Consider the following 16400-nt stretch of genomic DNA (forward strand, 5'->3'; position numbering starts at 1 on the left):
TCTGCGAGCGGGTGGAGGGGCTGGGCGAGGCGGAGCACATCCGCAGGGCTACCGGCATGAACCTCTCCCCCTACTTCCCGGCGTCCAAGATCGCCTGGATACTGGAGCATGTGGAAGGGGCAGGAGAGAAGGCGGCCGCAGGTGAAATCTGCCACGGCACGATAGACAGCTGGCTCATCTATAAGCTGACCGGCGGGAAGTCCTACAAGACCGACTACTCCAACGCCTCCCGGACGCAGCTCTTCAACATCTTCGAGCTCACGTGGGATGCGGACATCTGCCGGCTCTTCGGGATAGACCCGGCGAACCTGGCCGAGGTGTGTGACTCGGATTCCGACTTCGGCGAGACGGACTTCGAAGGGCTGCTCCCCCGCCCGGTGCCGATCCACGGGGTGCTCGGGGACTCCCACGGCTCCCTGTTCGGCCAGGGCTGCTTAAGGCCCGGGATGATAAAGTCCACCTACGGCACGGGCTCCTCAATCATGATGAACATCGGGGAGAGGCCGGTCTTAAGCACCCATGGGGTGGTGACGTCCCTCGCATGGAGCATGGGCGGGAAGGTGAGCTACGTGCTGGAGGGGAACCTGAACTACACGGGGGCGGTAATCACGTGGCTGAAGGACGACCTGAAGCTCATCAGCTCGCCGGGGGAGACGGAAGGGCTGGCCCGGGAGGCGGTGCAGGACGACAGCCTGTACCTCGTCCCCGCGTTTTCGGGCCTCGGGGCGCCGTACTGGGACAGCCGCGCGGCGGCGGCCATCGTAGGGATGACGCGCACGACAGGCCGTGCGGAGGTGGTGAGGGCAGGGGTGGAATGCATCGCCTACCAGATAACGGACATCGTGAAAGCCATGAGCCAGGATGCGGGGGTGAAGGTGGAAGAGCTGCGGGTGGACGGAGGCCCGACGAGGAACCGGTACCTGATGCAGTTCCAGAGCGATATCGCCCAGGCCGCGGTGCAGGTGCCGGATTCGGAAGAGCTGTCGGGCATCGGCCCGGCGTACGCAGCAGGGCTTGCCCTCGGCGTGTGGGATGAAAGCATCTTTGACAGATTGAAACGGGTAAAATATGAGCCGAAGATGAAAGAGGATGTAAGGACAAAGAAATACAGCGGCTGGAAATCCGCGGTGTCCTCTGTGCTGACAAAATAATATCGTGGACAGGACGAATCAGCCCTGCCGTATTCTGATGCAGAGAGAGCTTCGGAATACGGCGGGGCTGTTTTTATAATACAAATATCAGAACCATAGATATAAACAATAAAATGGGAAAAATATACAATAAAATTATAGGTAATTTCTATTGATAATATTAATATGTGAAAACAGATATAGATATCAATTATAACGGTTTACAGAAAATAAGATAAATAAAAAATAATAGCAAAAACTATATGTAATAAACAGAAAAAATAACAGTAAAAACTGCGAAATATGAAAAAAATACATGTAATTTACTGCGTTAAAATAATAATGACGTAAATTGACAGCAAAAAACTCGGATCATATAATGCTCATATTGTATATGCCCTTGTCAACTGAGGGAACAATAACAGTAGATGAAAAACTAGAAGAACTATGCACAAGGAGGAGAATATGAAGAAGAGATTATTGAGTGCGCTGCTGTGCCTGGCCATGGCTGCAATGATACTTGCAGGCTGCGGCAGTAAAGAAAAGTCCGAAGATTCCGCGCCGGACGCGGATACTTCAGATACAAAGACATCAGATGCAAATGAGCTGGTGATGGGAGTATCCTCTTCGGTTACAAACCTGAACAAGCACCTGGAGTCGATGAAAGAGGGCTGGCTCATGCTCGGCGCAGTATATGATGAGCTCTATATGAAGACGGAATCAGAGACGAGGTATTATCTGGCGGATCGTGTGGAAGTGTCTGACGATGGGATGACCGTCACATTAACGTTAAAGGATAATCTGAAATGGCATGACGGGGAAGCGATAACAGCTGATGACATCATCTTCTCCCTTGACGTCAATGCAGACCCGGATAACGGCGCTGGCTATGCCAACGCGGTATATATCGGCGATAAACCGGTGACGTATGAGAAGATGGATGATCTGACCGTACAGATTACCCTGCCGGAGCCTTCGGCATCCTATGTTACGATTCTTGGAAGGCTGCCGCTTCTTCCGGCACATGTATATGATAATGACACGGACATCAAGGCAGACTCCGAGGCAAACCTGAAGGGCATCGGTTCGGGACCGTATAAGGTGAAGGCATTTAAGAACGGAGAATACCTGGAGCTGGAAAGATTCGACGGCTACTATGGGGACAGGCCCTCTATAGATAAGGTCGTATATAAGGTGATTCCTGATACGAGTGCTCAGGAAGTCGCCCTTCAGAAAGGCGAGATTAATTTTATGGAGATATCCAGCCAGACAGCGGCTGATATGTATGAAGGAGACGAGGAGATTACGGTGCATACGTTCCCGGAGGGCCGGGTGAACTATCTTGCATGTAACAAATTCAGCGATACGTTCTCAGATCCGAAAGTAAAAGAAGCCATCTATGCCGCACTGGACAATGAAGAGATTGTTGAAGGTGCATATGGAACAGCCATGGGAACAGCTGCAAATACCATATTCAGCAATGCGACACAGTATTACGATGAGGATATCAAGGGCTATGTACAAGATGTCGATAAGGCAAAGAAGCTCGTGAAAGAAACCGGGCTGGACGATAAGACGCTGAAGCTTGTCTATAACCAGGACAGGGCCTTCATGAAAGAGACGGCACTGATTGTCCAGCAGCAGCTGAAGGATGTGGGAATCCGCCTCGAGGTAGAGGGGATGGAATCCAACGGTTTCTTTGACCGGGTATTCGGGGATGCGTCGGATTATGACCTGTACTTTAACGGATATGGCGCCTTCGGGGATCCTGATGAAGTCATAGCAGGCATGTTTGACGGAACGTGGGGAATCAACCTGGAAGTTAGCGACGGACAGCTGGATCTGTGGAAGCAGGGCAGGGCTGCCACAGATGATGCAGAGAGGACGGAAATATATAAAAAACTGCAGGAGAAAGCGGTAGAAGATATGTCTGTCTACCCGATTGCTTATCCAAACTATGTATTCGCCACGACGAGCAGCCTGCAGGGAGCGGACGAACTACAGACGAACCCGGTGTTTGAAGACTACACGAAGCTGAGCTTTAAGTAAAGACGGATGAAGAGTTATTTGTTAAAACGTATATTGCAGATGGCCGCCGTATTCGTACTCGTATCCATGTTTGCGTTTGCCATAATCTATTTTGCGCCCGGCGACCCTCTATACATGTACACATCACCAGGCAAATCAAGTTTCAAGATGTCCGAAGAACAGCTCGATACGCTGCGGGAGGACCTGGGACTTACCGGTAATGTCGTACACCAGTATGTGAGCTGGGCAGGAAAGACGCTCACAGGCGACTGGGGTATCTCCTTAAATAATTTTCTGCCGGTCCGTCCTCAGATTCTGGAACGTCTGCCCGGGACGATTGGGCTGATGGCCGCTTCGCTCGTGCTTTCGGTCATCCTGGCAGTACCCCTTGGCCTGGCGGCAGGAACACACAAGAATAAATGGATAGATAACATCATAAGCGGGGTCAGCTATGTGGGCATCTCTATCCCCTCCTTCTGGTTTGCGCTGCTGCTGATTATCGTGTTTTCCCTGCGCCTTGGGCTGTTTCCAAGTTCAGGCATGAGGACCATGGGAGCAGACTCTGCCGCAGACGTCATATGGCACGGGGTGCTCCCGGCCACGGTGCTTGCAGTGAACAACACGGCTGTATTTGTACGGTATATGAGGTCTAACACAATCAACCAGCTGGAAGAAGAATATGTGTTGACCGCAGCATCGAAAGGGGCCTCAAAACGACAGATATTAAAGAGCCATGTTTTAAAGAACTGTCTCCTGCCCATCATCACGATTGTGGGCATGAATTTTGGCACGCTGATTACGGGCTCTTTTATCGTGGAATCTGTATTCGGATGGCCTGGTCTCGGGACACTTTGCATGACTGCAATCAACAACAGGGATTACCCGATGATTATGGGAATTATCATGCTCTCATGTACGATACTGCTCATTGGAAATTTTCTGGCAGATATGCTGTACGGATTCGCAGACCCCAGAATCAAGCAGGGAAAAGAGGTGCGGCATGGATAAAAGTACGGTTCAAGACGGACAGGCGGCACTTGCGAAGGAAGCGTTTGCTCCCGCGCCGTTACAAAGGAAGAGACAAGATGATTTCCATGGCAGAAGTACCTTTCATGGCATAAAATATCTGTTGAAGGAAAACAGGCTGGCTGCTGCATGCGCTGTGACGATACTGCTGATAACGCTTGCTGCCATACTGGCGCCGCTGTCCCCTTACGATCCGGATGCGCTGGACATCCAGAATGCGCTTCAGCGGCCCGGGCCGGGACATCTGCTTGGCACGGATGATTTAGGGAGAGATACTTTTACAAGAGCGCTGTACGGAGGCAGAGTGTCGCTGGCGGTCGGATGTGCGGCGATGGCCGTATCGGTCGTCGCCGGTACGCTGCTTGGCACTGTGAGCGGTTATGTGGGAGGGAAGACGGACAATATTCTGATGCGGATTGTGGACATATTTCTTTCTATACCTAATCTGCTGTTTATCATTGTAATCTATGCATTTGTGCAGCCGGGTCTGGTCGTGCTTGTCCTCATGCTGGCATTCTTCTCTTGGACAAGCGTGGCCCGGGTTGTAAGGGCGGAGACACTGAGTCTGAAGCAGAGAGATTTTGTGATTGCGGCCAAATGCCTCGGTGTCAGCGATGCCAAGATTATCATGAGACATATTATACCGAATATGTCTTCACAGATTATCGTATCGGCAAGCATCAGCATAGCAAGGGCTATATTGGACGAGTCCGCGCTGAGCTTTCTCGGTTACGGCGTGCAGCTTCCCATGTCGTCGTGGGGCAGCATGCTTCAGAACGCCCAGAAATATATCCTGCATGAACCGCTGCTGGCTATAGTGCCGGGCATATTGATTCTCGTGACGGTACTGTGCTTCAATATACTCGGCGACATGCTTCAGCATGCGCTGGACCCAAAACTAACGAAGTAGAGGTGATAAGATGAGCGAACTGTTAAGAGTGGAGAACCTCCGCGTTTCGTATCACACTTATGCCGGAGAGGCACAAGCGGTCAGAGGCGTTTCCTTTACTGCAGATGAAGGCGGTACGCTGGCTGTCGTAGGAGAATCCGGCTGCGGAAAATCTGTGACGGCGAGGGCCATTATGGGACTGATTCCGGTTCCGCCGGGTGAGATTAAAGAAGACAGCCATATCTGGTATGAGGGAAAAGATATTTTGACTTTCTCCAAGAAAGAGTGGCAGGCGTTCCGGGGAGCGGAATGCTCCATCATATTTCAAGATGCCCTGGCCTCGCTGAATCCGACGATGAAGATAGGGAAGCAGATTGCGGAAACGGTACTCCTGCATCATGAGACTGACAAGATGCAGGCGTGGAGAGAAGCAGAAGGAATGCTTGGAAAGGTCGGGATATCAGACCCTGAAAAGAGGATGCATCAATATCCCCATGAGTTTTCAGGAGGCATGAGGCAGCGGGTTATGATTGCAATTGCCCTCGCGTGCGGCCCGCGCATCGTGATAGCGGACGAACCGACCACTGCACTGGACGTAACCATCCAGGCAGATATTATTGAATTGCTGAAGAAACTGCAAAGTGAACGGCATATGACGGTCATACTGATTACGCATGATCTGGGCATCGTGGCTGATATGGCCGATAAGATTGTAGTGATGTATGCGGGTGAAGTGATGGAAGAGGGGACAGACACAGACTTGTTTTATCACGCCAAGCATCCATATACCGAGGCATTGCTCAAAGCGGTGCCCAGGCTTGACATGGGAGTGCAGGAACTGGCACCTATCGAGGGGACTCCGCCTGATATCGTCCATCCGCCGGAGGGATGTCCGTTTTATGAAAGGTGCAGCCACGCCATGCGTCTCTGTGGATACAGGCGTCCTCCCGCATACGAATTTGGAGAGGGACACCGCGCGCGGTGCTGGCTGTACCATCCGCTGGCAGAACGCGGCGGAGAATAGAAGAAAGGCGGTTCACAACGATTATGGATGAGCATCTGCTGGAAGTCAGACATCTGAAAAAGTATTTTAGGACAGGGAAAAACCAAGTGCAGAAAGCGGTGGATGATGTATCATTTTACGTCAGGAAAGGCGAGACGCTTGGCATAGTGGGCGAGTCCGGCTGCGGAAAGACGACATGCGGCAGAACGTGCATGGGGATATACGAAGCCACAGAGGGAGAGGTGCTTTACAAAGGCATGCGCGTAGGCAGTTTGCGGGGGAAGGAGAAGCGGAGATTCACAAAAGAAGTGCAGATGATATTCCAGGACCCCTATGCTTCGCTTGATCCAAGGATGAAGGTGGGAGATATCATAGCGGAGGGTATGCTTGCCCACAATATGGCAGGCAATGGAAGAGAATGCATGGAAAAAGTAGAGGAGCTGCTTGCGGCCGTCGGCCTGTCGGGCGGGCACAGGGACCGCTATGTACATGAATTTTCAGGCGGGCAGCGGCAGAGGATAGGGATAGCCAGATCGCTTGCCGTAGAGCCGGAACTTATCGTATGTGACGAACCGATATCCGCACTCGATGTGTCGGTCCAGGCGCAGATTGTCAATCTGCTCATGACACTTCAGGAAGAGCGAGGGCTGACTTATATGTTTATCGCCCATGACCTTTCCATGGTCAGATATATATCGGATCGTGTAGCCGTCATGTATCTCGGCAAAATCGTAGAGATAGCTCCGTCAGGCCTGCTGTATAACAATCCGAAGCATCCGTATACGCGGGCACTTCTGTCGGCGGTGCCGATACCTGATCCGAAAGCGCAGGCAGAGAGAAAAAGATTTAGCCTGAGAGGAGAACGGACAAGTCCGGCCAATCCGGGAAGTGGGTGCCGGTTCTGTGGAAGATGCGATGAAGCGACAGACATATGTGCACAGGAAGAGCCGATGCTGCGGGAAGTGGAAAAGGGGCACTTTGCAGCGTGCCATTTATATAAGGAAGAAAGTGCTTCGGCCGGTCCGGATAACGGGCAGGCTGGCGCTAAAGGCGGCAATGCGGGTTAAAAACGAGGCAATGCCGCCTTTTTTACAGTTTTTGGTTGACAAGCTCAAATTCTATGTGGTATAGTAAAAAATGCGCTATTGTGGAAAGTTATGCCATGATACCGCGTGAAATGGCTTGAACAAGCGGTTTCACTGAATCAGTAGTATGTTATGGGCAACTCGTAGCCCACCCAAAAAATATATGAGGAGTGAAACGTCAATATGGAGAAAAACAGAATTCGTCCTATCAAAAGCGGAAAAAGTTCACGCATGAGCTATTCCAGGCAAAAAGAAGTTCTTCAGATGCCTAACCTGATTGAAGTCCAGAAAGATTCTTACCAGTGGTTTCTGGATGAAGGGTTAAAAGAAGTATTTGATGATATTTCCCCGATTGCCGACTACAGCGGCCATCTCAGCCTGGAATTTGTTGATTTTACATTGTGCGAGGATGATGTGAAGTACACGATCGAAGAATGCAAAGAGCGCGACGCCACTTACGCGGCGCCTTTGAAAGTAAGAGTACGGCTTCACAACAAGGAAACCGATGAAATCAATGAGCATGAAATCTTTATGGGTGACCTGCCGCTGATGACAAGTACCGGAACGTTCGTAATCAACGGTGCGGAACGTGTAATTGTCAGCCAGTTAGTACGTTCACCCGGAATCTACTATGCGATTGCGCATGACAAAGTAGGGAAGAAGCTGTATTCATCTACGGTCATTCCAAACCGGGGTGCATGGCTTGAGTACGAGACGGATTCCAATGACGTTTTCTATGTGCGTGTAGACCGGACAAGAAAGGTGCCGATAACCGTATTGGTCCGTGCCTTGGGAATCGGTACGAATCCTGAGATTGTGGAGCTGTTCGGCGAGGAGCCTAAGATTCTTGCAAGCTTTGAAAAGGATGCCGCGACAAACTACCAGGAAGGCCTGCTGGAGCTGTACAAGAAGATCCGTCCGGGCGAGCCTCTTGCGGTGGACAGTGCGGAAAGCCTTATCACAAGCATGTTCTTCGATCCGAGACGTTACGACCTGGCCAAAGTCGGCCGCTATAAATTCAATAAAAAGCTTGCCCTTAAGAACCGCATCACAGGAAACGTGCTCGCCGAGGATGTCAAACATGCATTGACCGGCGCGGTGGTGGCGGAGAAAGGGACGAAAGTGACGAGAGAAATCGCTGATGCCATCCAGAACGCAGCGGTTCCGTTCGTGTGGATCGAAAGACCGGAGGAAGAGCGCAATATCAAAGTGCTTTCCAATATGATGGTGGACCTTGCATCCATCGTTGACATCGATCCGAAAGAGGTAGGGGTTACCGAGCTCGTGTATTACCCGGTGCTGGAAACGCTTCTGGAAGAGACGGCAGGTGATATCGATGAGCTGAAAGATGCGATCAAGAGGGATATCCACGACTTGATTCCGAAGCATATAACCAAAGAAGACATCCTGGCATCCATCAATTATAATATCCATCTTGAATACGGGCTTGGCAATGATGATGATATCGACCATCTCGGCAACAGACGTATTCGCGCGGTTGGTGAATTATTACAGAACCAGTACAGAATTGGACTGTCCAGACTGGAAAGAGTTGTGCGTGAACGAATGACGACTCAGGATCTGGAGGGGATATCCCCGCAGTCTCTGATCAATATAAAACCTGTAACGGCCGCGGTGAAGGAATTCTTCGGATCTTCACAGCTGTCACAGTTCATGGATCAGAACAACCCGCTCGGTGAGCTGACCCACAAAAGACGTCTGTCCGCACTTGGACCAGGCGGTCTCTCAAGAGACCGTGCCGGCTTCGAGGTACGTGACGTCCACTATTCACATTACGGAAGAATGTGCCCGATTGAGACGCCGGAAGGTCCTAACATCGGACTGATCAACTCCCTCGCGACCTATGCAAGGATTAACCAGTATGGCTTTGTGGAAGCCCCATACCGTAAGATTAGCCATGAAGATCCTGACAATCCGGTCGTGACGGACGATGTAGTGTATATGACCGCGGATGAAGAGGACAATTACCACGTGGCGCAGGCGAACGAACCTCTTGATGAAGAAGGGCATTTTATCCACAAAAATGTATCCGGCCGTTACCGCGAAGAGACACAAGAATATGAACGGACCAGATTTGACTATATGGACGTATCGCCGAAGATGGTATTTTCTGTCGCTACGGCGCTCATTCCTTTCCTGGAAAATGACGATGCCAACCGTGCGCTCATGGGCTCCAACATGCAGCGCCAGGCGGTTCCGCTCCTTATGACCGAGGCTCCGGTAGTCGGAACGGGTATGGAAGAAAAAGCTGCCGTAGACTCCGGTGTATGCATGGTGGCAGAAGCAGCCGGCGTGGTGGAACGGTCTACTTCCAATGAGATAACGATCCGTCAGGATGACAATACGCTGAAGAGATATAAGCTCACGAAGTTCCTGCGCAGCAACCAGAGCAACTGCTACAACCAGAGGCCAATCGTTTTCAAAGGAGACCGTGTGGAGGAAGGCGACGTGATTGCAGACGGACCGTCAACGTCAAACGGAGAGATGGCACTTGGCAAGAACCCGCTGATTGGCTTTATGACATGGGAAGGGTACAACTACGAGGATGCGGTCCTTCTGAGTGAACGTCTCGTGCAGGACGACGTGTATACCTCTGTCCACATCGAAGAATATGAGGCAGAGGCGCGCGATACGAAGCTTGGACCGGAAGAGATTACCCGTGATATCCCTGGTGTCGGTGACGATGCGCTCAAGAATCTGGACGAGAGAGGCATCATCCGCATCGGTGCGGAAGTACGCGCAGGCGATATCCTCGTCGGCAAAGTGACGCCGAAGGGAGAGACCGAGCTGACGGCGGAAGAGAGGCTGCTGCGTGCCATCTTCGGTGAGAAGGCGCGTGAAGTAAGGGATACGTCCCTTAAAGTACCTCATGGGGAATATGGTATCGTCGTAGATGCGAAGGTGTTTACGAGGGAGAACGGCGATGAACTGTCTCCGGGCGTCAACCAGGCGGTGCGCATATATATTGCTCAGAAGAGAAAGATATCTGTCGGTGACAAGATGGCCGGACGCCACGGTAACAAAGGTGTCGTTTCCCGTGTGCTTCCTGTGGAGGATATGCCGTTCCTTCCGAACGGACGTCCGCTGGACATCGTTCTGAATCCTCTTGGCGTGCCTTCACGTATGAACATCGGGCAGGTGCTCGAAATCCACCTGTCGCTGGCGGCGAAGGCTCTTGGCTTTAATATAGCGACACCGGTATTCGACGGTGCGAACGAGATCGACATTATGGACACTCTTGACCTGGCCAATGATTATGTGAATCTGAGCTGGGAAGAATTTGAGAAGAAGCATAAAGAAGACCTTCTCCCGGAAGTGCTCCAATATCTGTCAGACAACCGTGAGCACAGGAAACTGTGGAAGGGTGTCCCGATATCAAGAGACGGGAAGGTCCGTCTCCGCGACGGAAGAAGCGGGGAGTTCTTCGACAGCCCGGTTACGATCGGACACATGCATTACCTGAAGCTGCACCATCTTGTCGATGACAAGATCCACGCCCGTTCTACTGGCCCTTACTCACTCGTCACACAGCAGCCTCTCGGCGGCAAAGCCCAGTTCGGCGGCCAGCGGTTTGGTGAGATGGAGGTGTGGGCGCTTGAGGCATACGGTGCATCTTACACGCTGCAGGAAATCCTGACCGTCAAGTCGGATGATGTCATCGGCCGTGTCAAGACGTATGAGGCGATTATCAAGGGTGAGAACATCCCGGAGCCAGGCATACCGGAATCCTTCAAGGTGCTGCTCAAAGAGCTCCAGTCCCTGGGCCTGGATGTACGCGTGCTGCGTGATGACAACACAGAAGTTGAAATCATGGAGACGGTAGATATGGGTGAAACGGATTTCCATTCTCTGATTGAAGGCGACAGAAACTACCGCGAGGAAGATAACCTCGGTGCAAAGGGTTATACAGAACAGGAATTCCAGGGAGAAGAGCTTGTGGATGTGGAAGAAGCAGAAGCAGAGGAAGAAGACTTCGATGTGGAATTTGAAGAAACTGATGAATTTGCAATGGATATAGATGAAGAATAGGAAGGGGTGCCTGTATGCCTATAAACAGTAACGAACAATCATATCAGCCAATGACTTTTGATGCGATCAAAATCGGTCTGGCATCACCTGATAAGATATTAGACTGGTCCAGAGGAGAAGTGACAAAGCCTGAGACCATTAATTATAGAACACTGAAGCCTGAGAAAGACGGATTATTCTGTGAGAAGATTTTCGGACCTAGCAAGGATTGGGAATGCCACTGCGGCAAGTATAAGAAGATTCGTTATAAAGGGGTCGTATGTGACCGGTGCGGTGTCGAGGTTACGAAGGCAAGCGTACGCCGTGAACGTATGGGCCACATCGCGCTTGCCGCCCCGGTATCACACATCTGGTATTTCAAAGGTATTCCGAGCCGTATGGGCCTTATACTCGACCTGTCTCCGAGAACTCTGGAGAAGGTGCTGTATTTTGCGTCTTATATCGTGCTCGACAAAGGAGAGACGGACCTTCAGTATAAGCAGGTACTCTCAGAGCAGGAATATCAGGAATCAAGGGAGTCCTGGGGCAGCTCATTCCGGGTAGGCATGGGCGCGGAGGCAATCAAAGAGCTTCTGGAGTCCATTGATCTCGACAAAGAATATGAAGAGCTTCAAGCCGGGCTTGAAGGGGCTACGGGGCAGAAGCGCGCCAGGATCGTGAAGCGTCTGGAAGTCGTAGAGGCGTTCCGGGAATCCGGAAACAAGCCGGAATGGATGATTATGACCGCAATCCCTGTAATCCCGCCGGATCTCCGTCCTATGGTACAGCTGGATGGCGGACGTTTTGCCACATCTGACTTAAATGACCTGTACAGAAGAATCATCAACAGGAATAACCGTCTGAAACGTCTCCTGGAACTTGGCGCTCCTGACATTATCGTCAGGAATGAAAAGAGAATGCTTCAGGAAGCGGTAGACGCGCTTATAGACAACGGCCGCCGCGGACGTCCGGTCACAGGACCGGGCAACAGGGCGCTGAAGTCTCTTTCCGACATGCTGAAGGGAAAGTCGGGACGTTTCCGCCAGAACCTGCTCGGCAAACGTGTCGATTATTCGGGGCGTTCTGTTATCGTAGTAGGACCAGAACTTAAGATATACCAGTGCGGTCTTCCGAAAGAGATGGCGATAGAGCTGTTCAAGCCTTTTGTAATGAAAGAACTCGTGCAGAATGGTACGGCGCACAATATCAAGAACGCGAAGAAAATGGTAGAACGGCTGCAGCCGGAAGTATGGGATGTGCTGGAAGATGTCATCAAGGAGCATCCGGTCATGCTGAACCGTGCCCCTACGCTCCACAGACTCGGCATACAGGCATTCGAGCCGATTCTTGTGGAAGGCAAGGCAATCAAGCTCCATCCTCTGGTATGTACTGCTTATAACGCCGACTTTGACGGTGACCAGATGGCGGTCCATCTTCCGCTCTCTGTGGAGGCGCAGGCGGAATGCCGGTTCCTGCTCCTGTCGCCGAACAACCTGCTGAAGCCTTCAGACGGAGGTCCGGTCGCAGTCCCATCACAGGATATGGTGCTCGGCATCTACTACCTGACACAGGAAAGGCCCGGTGCAAAAGGTGAGGGCAAAGTATTCAAGAGTGTAAACGAGGCGATACTCGCCTATGAAAATAATGCAATTACGCTTCATTCACGTATCAAGGTCCGCATGGCAAAGGCAGTGGCAGGCGGAAAAGTCAAGACGGAGACGATAGAGTCTACCCTTGGAAGGTTTATCTTTAATGAGATCATACCCCAGGACCTTGGCTTTGTGGATCGCGAGACCGAAGGAAACGAGCTGAAGCTGGAAGTGGATTTCCACGTAGGTAAGAAACAGCTGAAACAGATACTGGAAAAGGTCATCAACACGCATGGTGCAACGGCTACTGCGGAAGTGCTCGATGCTATCAAGTCTACCGGTTACAAGTATTCTACAAGAGCGGCGATGACAGTGTCTATCTCCGACATGACCGTACCGCCGCAGAAACCGGAGATGATTCAGCAGGCCCAGGATACTGTGGATAAGATTACGAAGAACTACAAGCGGGGCCTGATAACGGAAGAGGAGCGATACAAGGAAGTTGTTGAGACATGGAAAGCTACTGACGATGCACTCACAGAAGCGCTGCTGTCAGGACTTGACGAATATAACAACATCTTTATGATGGCGGATTCCGGAGCCCGTGGTTCCGACAAGCAGATCAAGCAGCTTGCCGGTATGCGTGGCCTTATGGCAGACACGACAGGACGTACGATAGAGCTGCCTATCAAGTCGAACTTCCGTGAAGGACTTGACGTACTGGAATATTTCATGTCTGCGCACGGTGCACGTAAAGGTCTTTCCGATACGGCTCTGCGTACGGCTGACTCCGGTTACCTGACGAGACGTCTCGTTGACGTGTCACAGGAGCTTATTATCCATGAGGTCGACTGTGCCAAGAAGGGCGCCGAGATTCCAGGCATGTATGTAAAAGCGTTCATGGATGGGAATGAAGAGATTGAAAGCCTCCAGGAGCGTATCACAGGACGCTATCTCTGCGAGAATATCGTCGACAAGGACGGCAATATACTTGTGAAGGCGAACCATATGGTGACGCCAAAGAGAGCGGAGCTCATCATCAAAAAAGGGGTTGATGAGAAGGGCGGAGAACTCAAGAAGATTAAGATACGTACGATTCTCACTTGTAAATCACACAGCGGCGTATGTGCCAAGTGCTACGGGGCGAACATGGCGACAGGAGAACCGGTCCAGGTTGGCGAGGCGGTAGGTATCATTGCGGCCCAGTCTATCGGAGAGCCGGGTACGCAGCTTACGATGCGTACCTTCCATACAGGAGGCGTTGCCGGTGACGATATCACCCAGGGTCTTCCGCGTGTGGAGGAGCTTTTCGAGGCAAGAAAGCCGAAGGGGCTTGCAATCATTACTGAATTTGCCGGTACGGCCTCTATCAATGATACGAAGAAGAAGCGTGAGATTATCGTTACGAACAACGAGACGGGCGAATCAAAGGCATATCTCATCCCTTACGGCTCCAGAATCAAGATACAGGACGGAGCAGAGCTTGAGGCGGGAGACGAACTGACGGAAGGTAGCGTCAATCCTCACGATATCCTTAAGATAAAAGGCCTGCGCGCTGTGCAGGACTATATGATACAGGAAGTACAGCGGGTATACCGTCTGCAGGGCGTTGAAATCAACGACAAGCATATCGAAGTCATCGTGCGCCAGATGCTCAAGAAAGTCCGCATCGAAGAGGCGGGGGATGCCGAATTCCTTCCGGGGACGACGGTGGATATCCTTGATTTTGAAGATGTGAATGAAAGGCTTGCGGAAGAAGGCAAAGAGCCGGCTACAGGAGAGCAGATTATGCTCGGTATAACAAAAGCGTCTCTTGCTACCAATTCATTCCTGTCTGCAGCGTCTTTCCAGGAGACGACAAAGGTTCTCACGGAAGCAGCTATCAAGGGCAAGGTCGATCCGCTTATCGGCCTGAAGGAAAATGTCATTATCGGTAAGCACATCCCGGCCGGTACAGGTATGAGGAAGTACCGTGATGTCAGGCTGGATACGGAACTGATGATGAATGATGAGCTTATGTTCGACGAAGAGCCAGAGGAAGAAGTGGAAGAATTCGTCGAAGCAGAAGAATAAAGCCAGAGTAAGAAGATGCGGGAACGCAGGCCGCAAAGAGCATTACATCGTAATGTGGGGCCGCGTTCCCGCTTTTTGTATTGATAGAAGCAAGGTGAAAGGGTATGCCTGCAGCAAAGCTGTCAAATTCCAAGTGGTCTGTTGTGGGGCCCAGAGATTCTACGGCAACGCCCAGACGGTGGACGTGCCCCCCGATCTGCCGCCCTTAAACGGCGATCAGGAACGGCTTTTGCAGGTGCTGCTCAATCTGGTGTCCAACGCCGTCAAGCATACCGAGGGAGGCAGCGTGTCCCTGTCAGCGCGGCGAAAACCGCCATTTCCCGGCTTCGTAAAAAGCTGGAGGGCAGCGGCTATGCCATCACCTCCGGGTGGGGCGTGGGCTATTGCTTTGAGCGGTAGAAATAAGTTTAAAAAAAGGTTACAATTTAGCAACCTTTTCGTTTTTTTCGTTTGACTGCGCTATAATGTATGTGTGTGGACTAAAAGGTCCCGTAAAAACAGGAAGTCACGATGGCGGCTTTCTGTTTTGGTCTTTTAGGGCACCTTAGGACAGGAAGGCGGGGATTATGCTGAACCGGAAGCCAGTCATTTCTTTCATCGAGGACGACGAAAATATGAACGCCGCCAATCGGCAGCTCCTGGAACGGGAGGGCTGCGCGGTGCGCGTCGGGCGCGGCCTCGCGGTGGCCAGAGCCTTGCAAGGCGGCGTGCGGGAATCCATCGGAAAGCCCTGCCGTCTGGACGAGCTGTGCCGGAAGGTGAAAACCGTGGCGGCAGAGCGTTAAAGGGAATGCCGCCGCCCGTTGGAACCGGCAGGCGCAAAAAAATTACAAAGGGGTTGACAAAGATGAATAGTTGTGCCATCCTTAGACAGACAGACAGACAGACAGACAGACAGACAGACAGACAGACAGACAGACAGACAGACAGAATAAGTCTGTCCTTTTATCATACCAAAAGGGGAACCATTCCCCACCCAGACAGGCGCTTGCCCTTCTGCTATCAGGAGGGCAAGCGCCTGTCTGCGCGTTTAGGGAGCAGTTAACAATCAGGAAAAGGAGGAATACCAGATGAAACTAAGAAAGACAAACCGGCTGTTGGCGCTGGGGCTTTGCCTCTTCCTGCTGCTGTCCGTGCTTCCCCTCGACCGCATGGCCTACGCCGCAGGGAAGGGCTGCAATCACGTCCATGACGATAGCTGCGGCCATGCGGCAGCCGTGGAGGGGCAGCCCTGCGATATGGATTGTGCGGGCGACGCTCACGAGGACGGCTGCGGGCATGTGGCCGCCGTGGCGGAGCAGCCCTGCACCCACCAGCACAACAACGAGTGCGGCGGGCTGCCGCAAGAGGACACGCAAACGCCCGCCGATAGCGAAGTGCTTTGCGCGGCGACCGAGGGCTGCACCCTTGCCGAGAACCACGAGGGGGACTGCCGGCTTGCCTTGGCGGTGAACGGCGCGCGCAACGGTACCATCGACAACAACGATTACGCCTTCAATCCGAATACCGGCGAGCTGGCCGTCAAGACCGACGCTGGCACGACGGCGT

9 protein-coding genes and 1 pseudogene are annotated in these 16400 nt (G+C 52.0%); all 10 read left to right on the forward strand.

Going from position 1 to position 16400, the window contains the following annotated elements:
• A partial coding sequence (locus HMPREF0980_RS08420) for an FGGY-family carbohydrate kinase (protein ID WP_049728699.1) occupies nucleotides 1–1151 on the forward strand: 1151 nt, incomplete at its 5' end.
• 444 nt (nucleotides 1152–1595) lie between these two features.
• Nucleotides 1596–3179, forward strand: coding sequence for an ABC transporter substrate-binding protein (locus tag HMPREF0980_RS08425; protein WP_049728700.1), 1584 nt, complete (start codon nucleotides 1596–1598; stop codon nucleotides 3177–3179).
• 6 nt (nucleotides 3180–3185) lie between these two features.
• Nucleotides 3186–4166 carry an ABC transporter permease gene (locus tag HMPREF0980_RS08430; RefSeq protein WP_049728701.1) on the forward strand — a complete coding sequence of 327 codons (981 nt, stop codon included), beginning with the start codon at nucleotides 3186–3188 and terminating at the stop codon, nucleotides 4164–4166.
• On the forward strand, nucleotides 4159–5094 hold the full coding sequence (locus HMPREF0980_RS08435; RefSeq protein WP_049728702.1) for an ABC transporter permease: 936 nt from the start codon (nucleotides 4159–4161) through the stop codon (nucleotides 5092–5094). The genes HMPREF0980_RS08430 and HMPREF0980_RS08435 overlap by 8 nt, the downstream gene beginning before the upstream one ends.
• Before the next feature lie 10 nt (nucleotides 5095–5104).
• Entirely contained in the window at nucleotides 5105–6097 is a 993-nt protein-coding gene (locus HMPREF0980_RS08440; protein ID WP_049728703.1) for an ABC transporter ATP-binding protein, read from the forward strand.
• A gap of 23 nt (nucleotides 6098–6120) precedes the next feature.
• The gene (locus HMPREF0980_RS08445; protein ID WP_049728704.1) at nucleotides 6121–7143 is read left to right on the forward strand and encodes an ABC transporter ATP-binding protein; all 1023 of its coding nucleotides are present in this window, start codon (nucleotides 6121–6123) and stop codon (nucleotides 7141–7143) included.
• Between the two features lie 201 nt (nucleotides 7144–7344).
• The gene (gene rpoB, locus HMPREF0980_RS08450) at nucleotides 7345–11211 is read left to right on the forward strand and encodes a DNA-directed RNA polymerase subunit beta (RefSeq protein ID WP_049728705.1); all 3867 of its coding nucleotides are present in this window, start codon (nucleotides 7345–7347) and stop codon (nucleotides 11209–11211) included.
• Between the two features lie 14 nt (nucleotides 11212–11225).
• Nucleotides 11226–14852 carry a DNA-directed RNA polymerase subunit beta' gene (gene rpoC / locus HMPREF0980_RS08455; protein WP_049728706.1) on the forward strand — a complete coding sequence of 1209 codons (3627 nt, stop codon included), beginning with the start codon at nucleotides 11226–11228 and terminating at the stop codon, nucleotides 14850–14852.
• Between the two features lie 566 nt (nucleotides 14853–15418).
• Nucleotides 15419–15637, forward strand: coding sequence for a hypothetical protein (locus tag HMPREF0980_RS08465; protein WP_049728708.1), 219 nt, complete (start codon nucleotides 15419–15421; stop codon nucleotides 15635–15637).
• A gap of 285 nt (nucleotides 15638–15922) precedes the next feature.
• Nucleotides 15923–16400: pseudogene (locus tag HMPREF0980_RS19115) on the forward strand (hypothetical protein); the annotation flags it as partial.

Origin of the sequence: Dorea sp. D27, from assembly GCF_001185345.1 — a bacterium.
Classification (GTDB): domain Bacteria; phylum Bacillota; class Clostridia; order Lachnospirales; family Lachnospiraceae; genus Extibacter.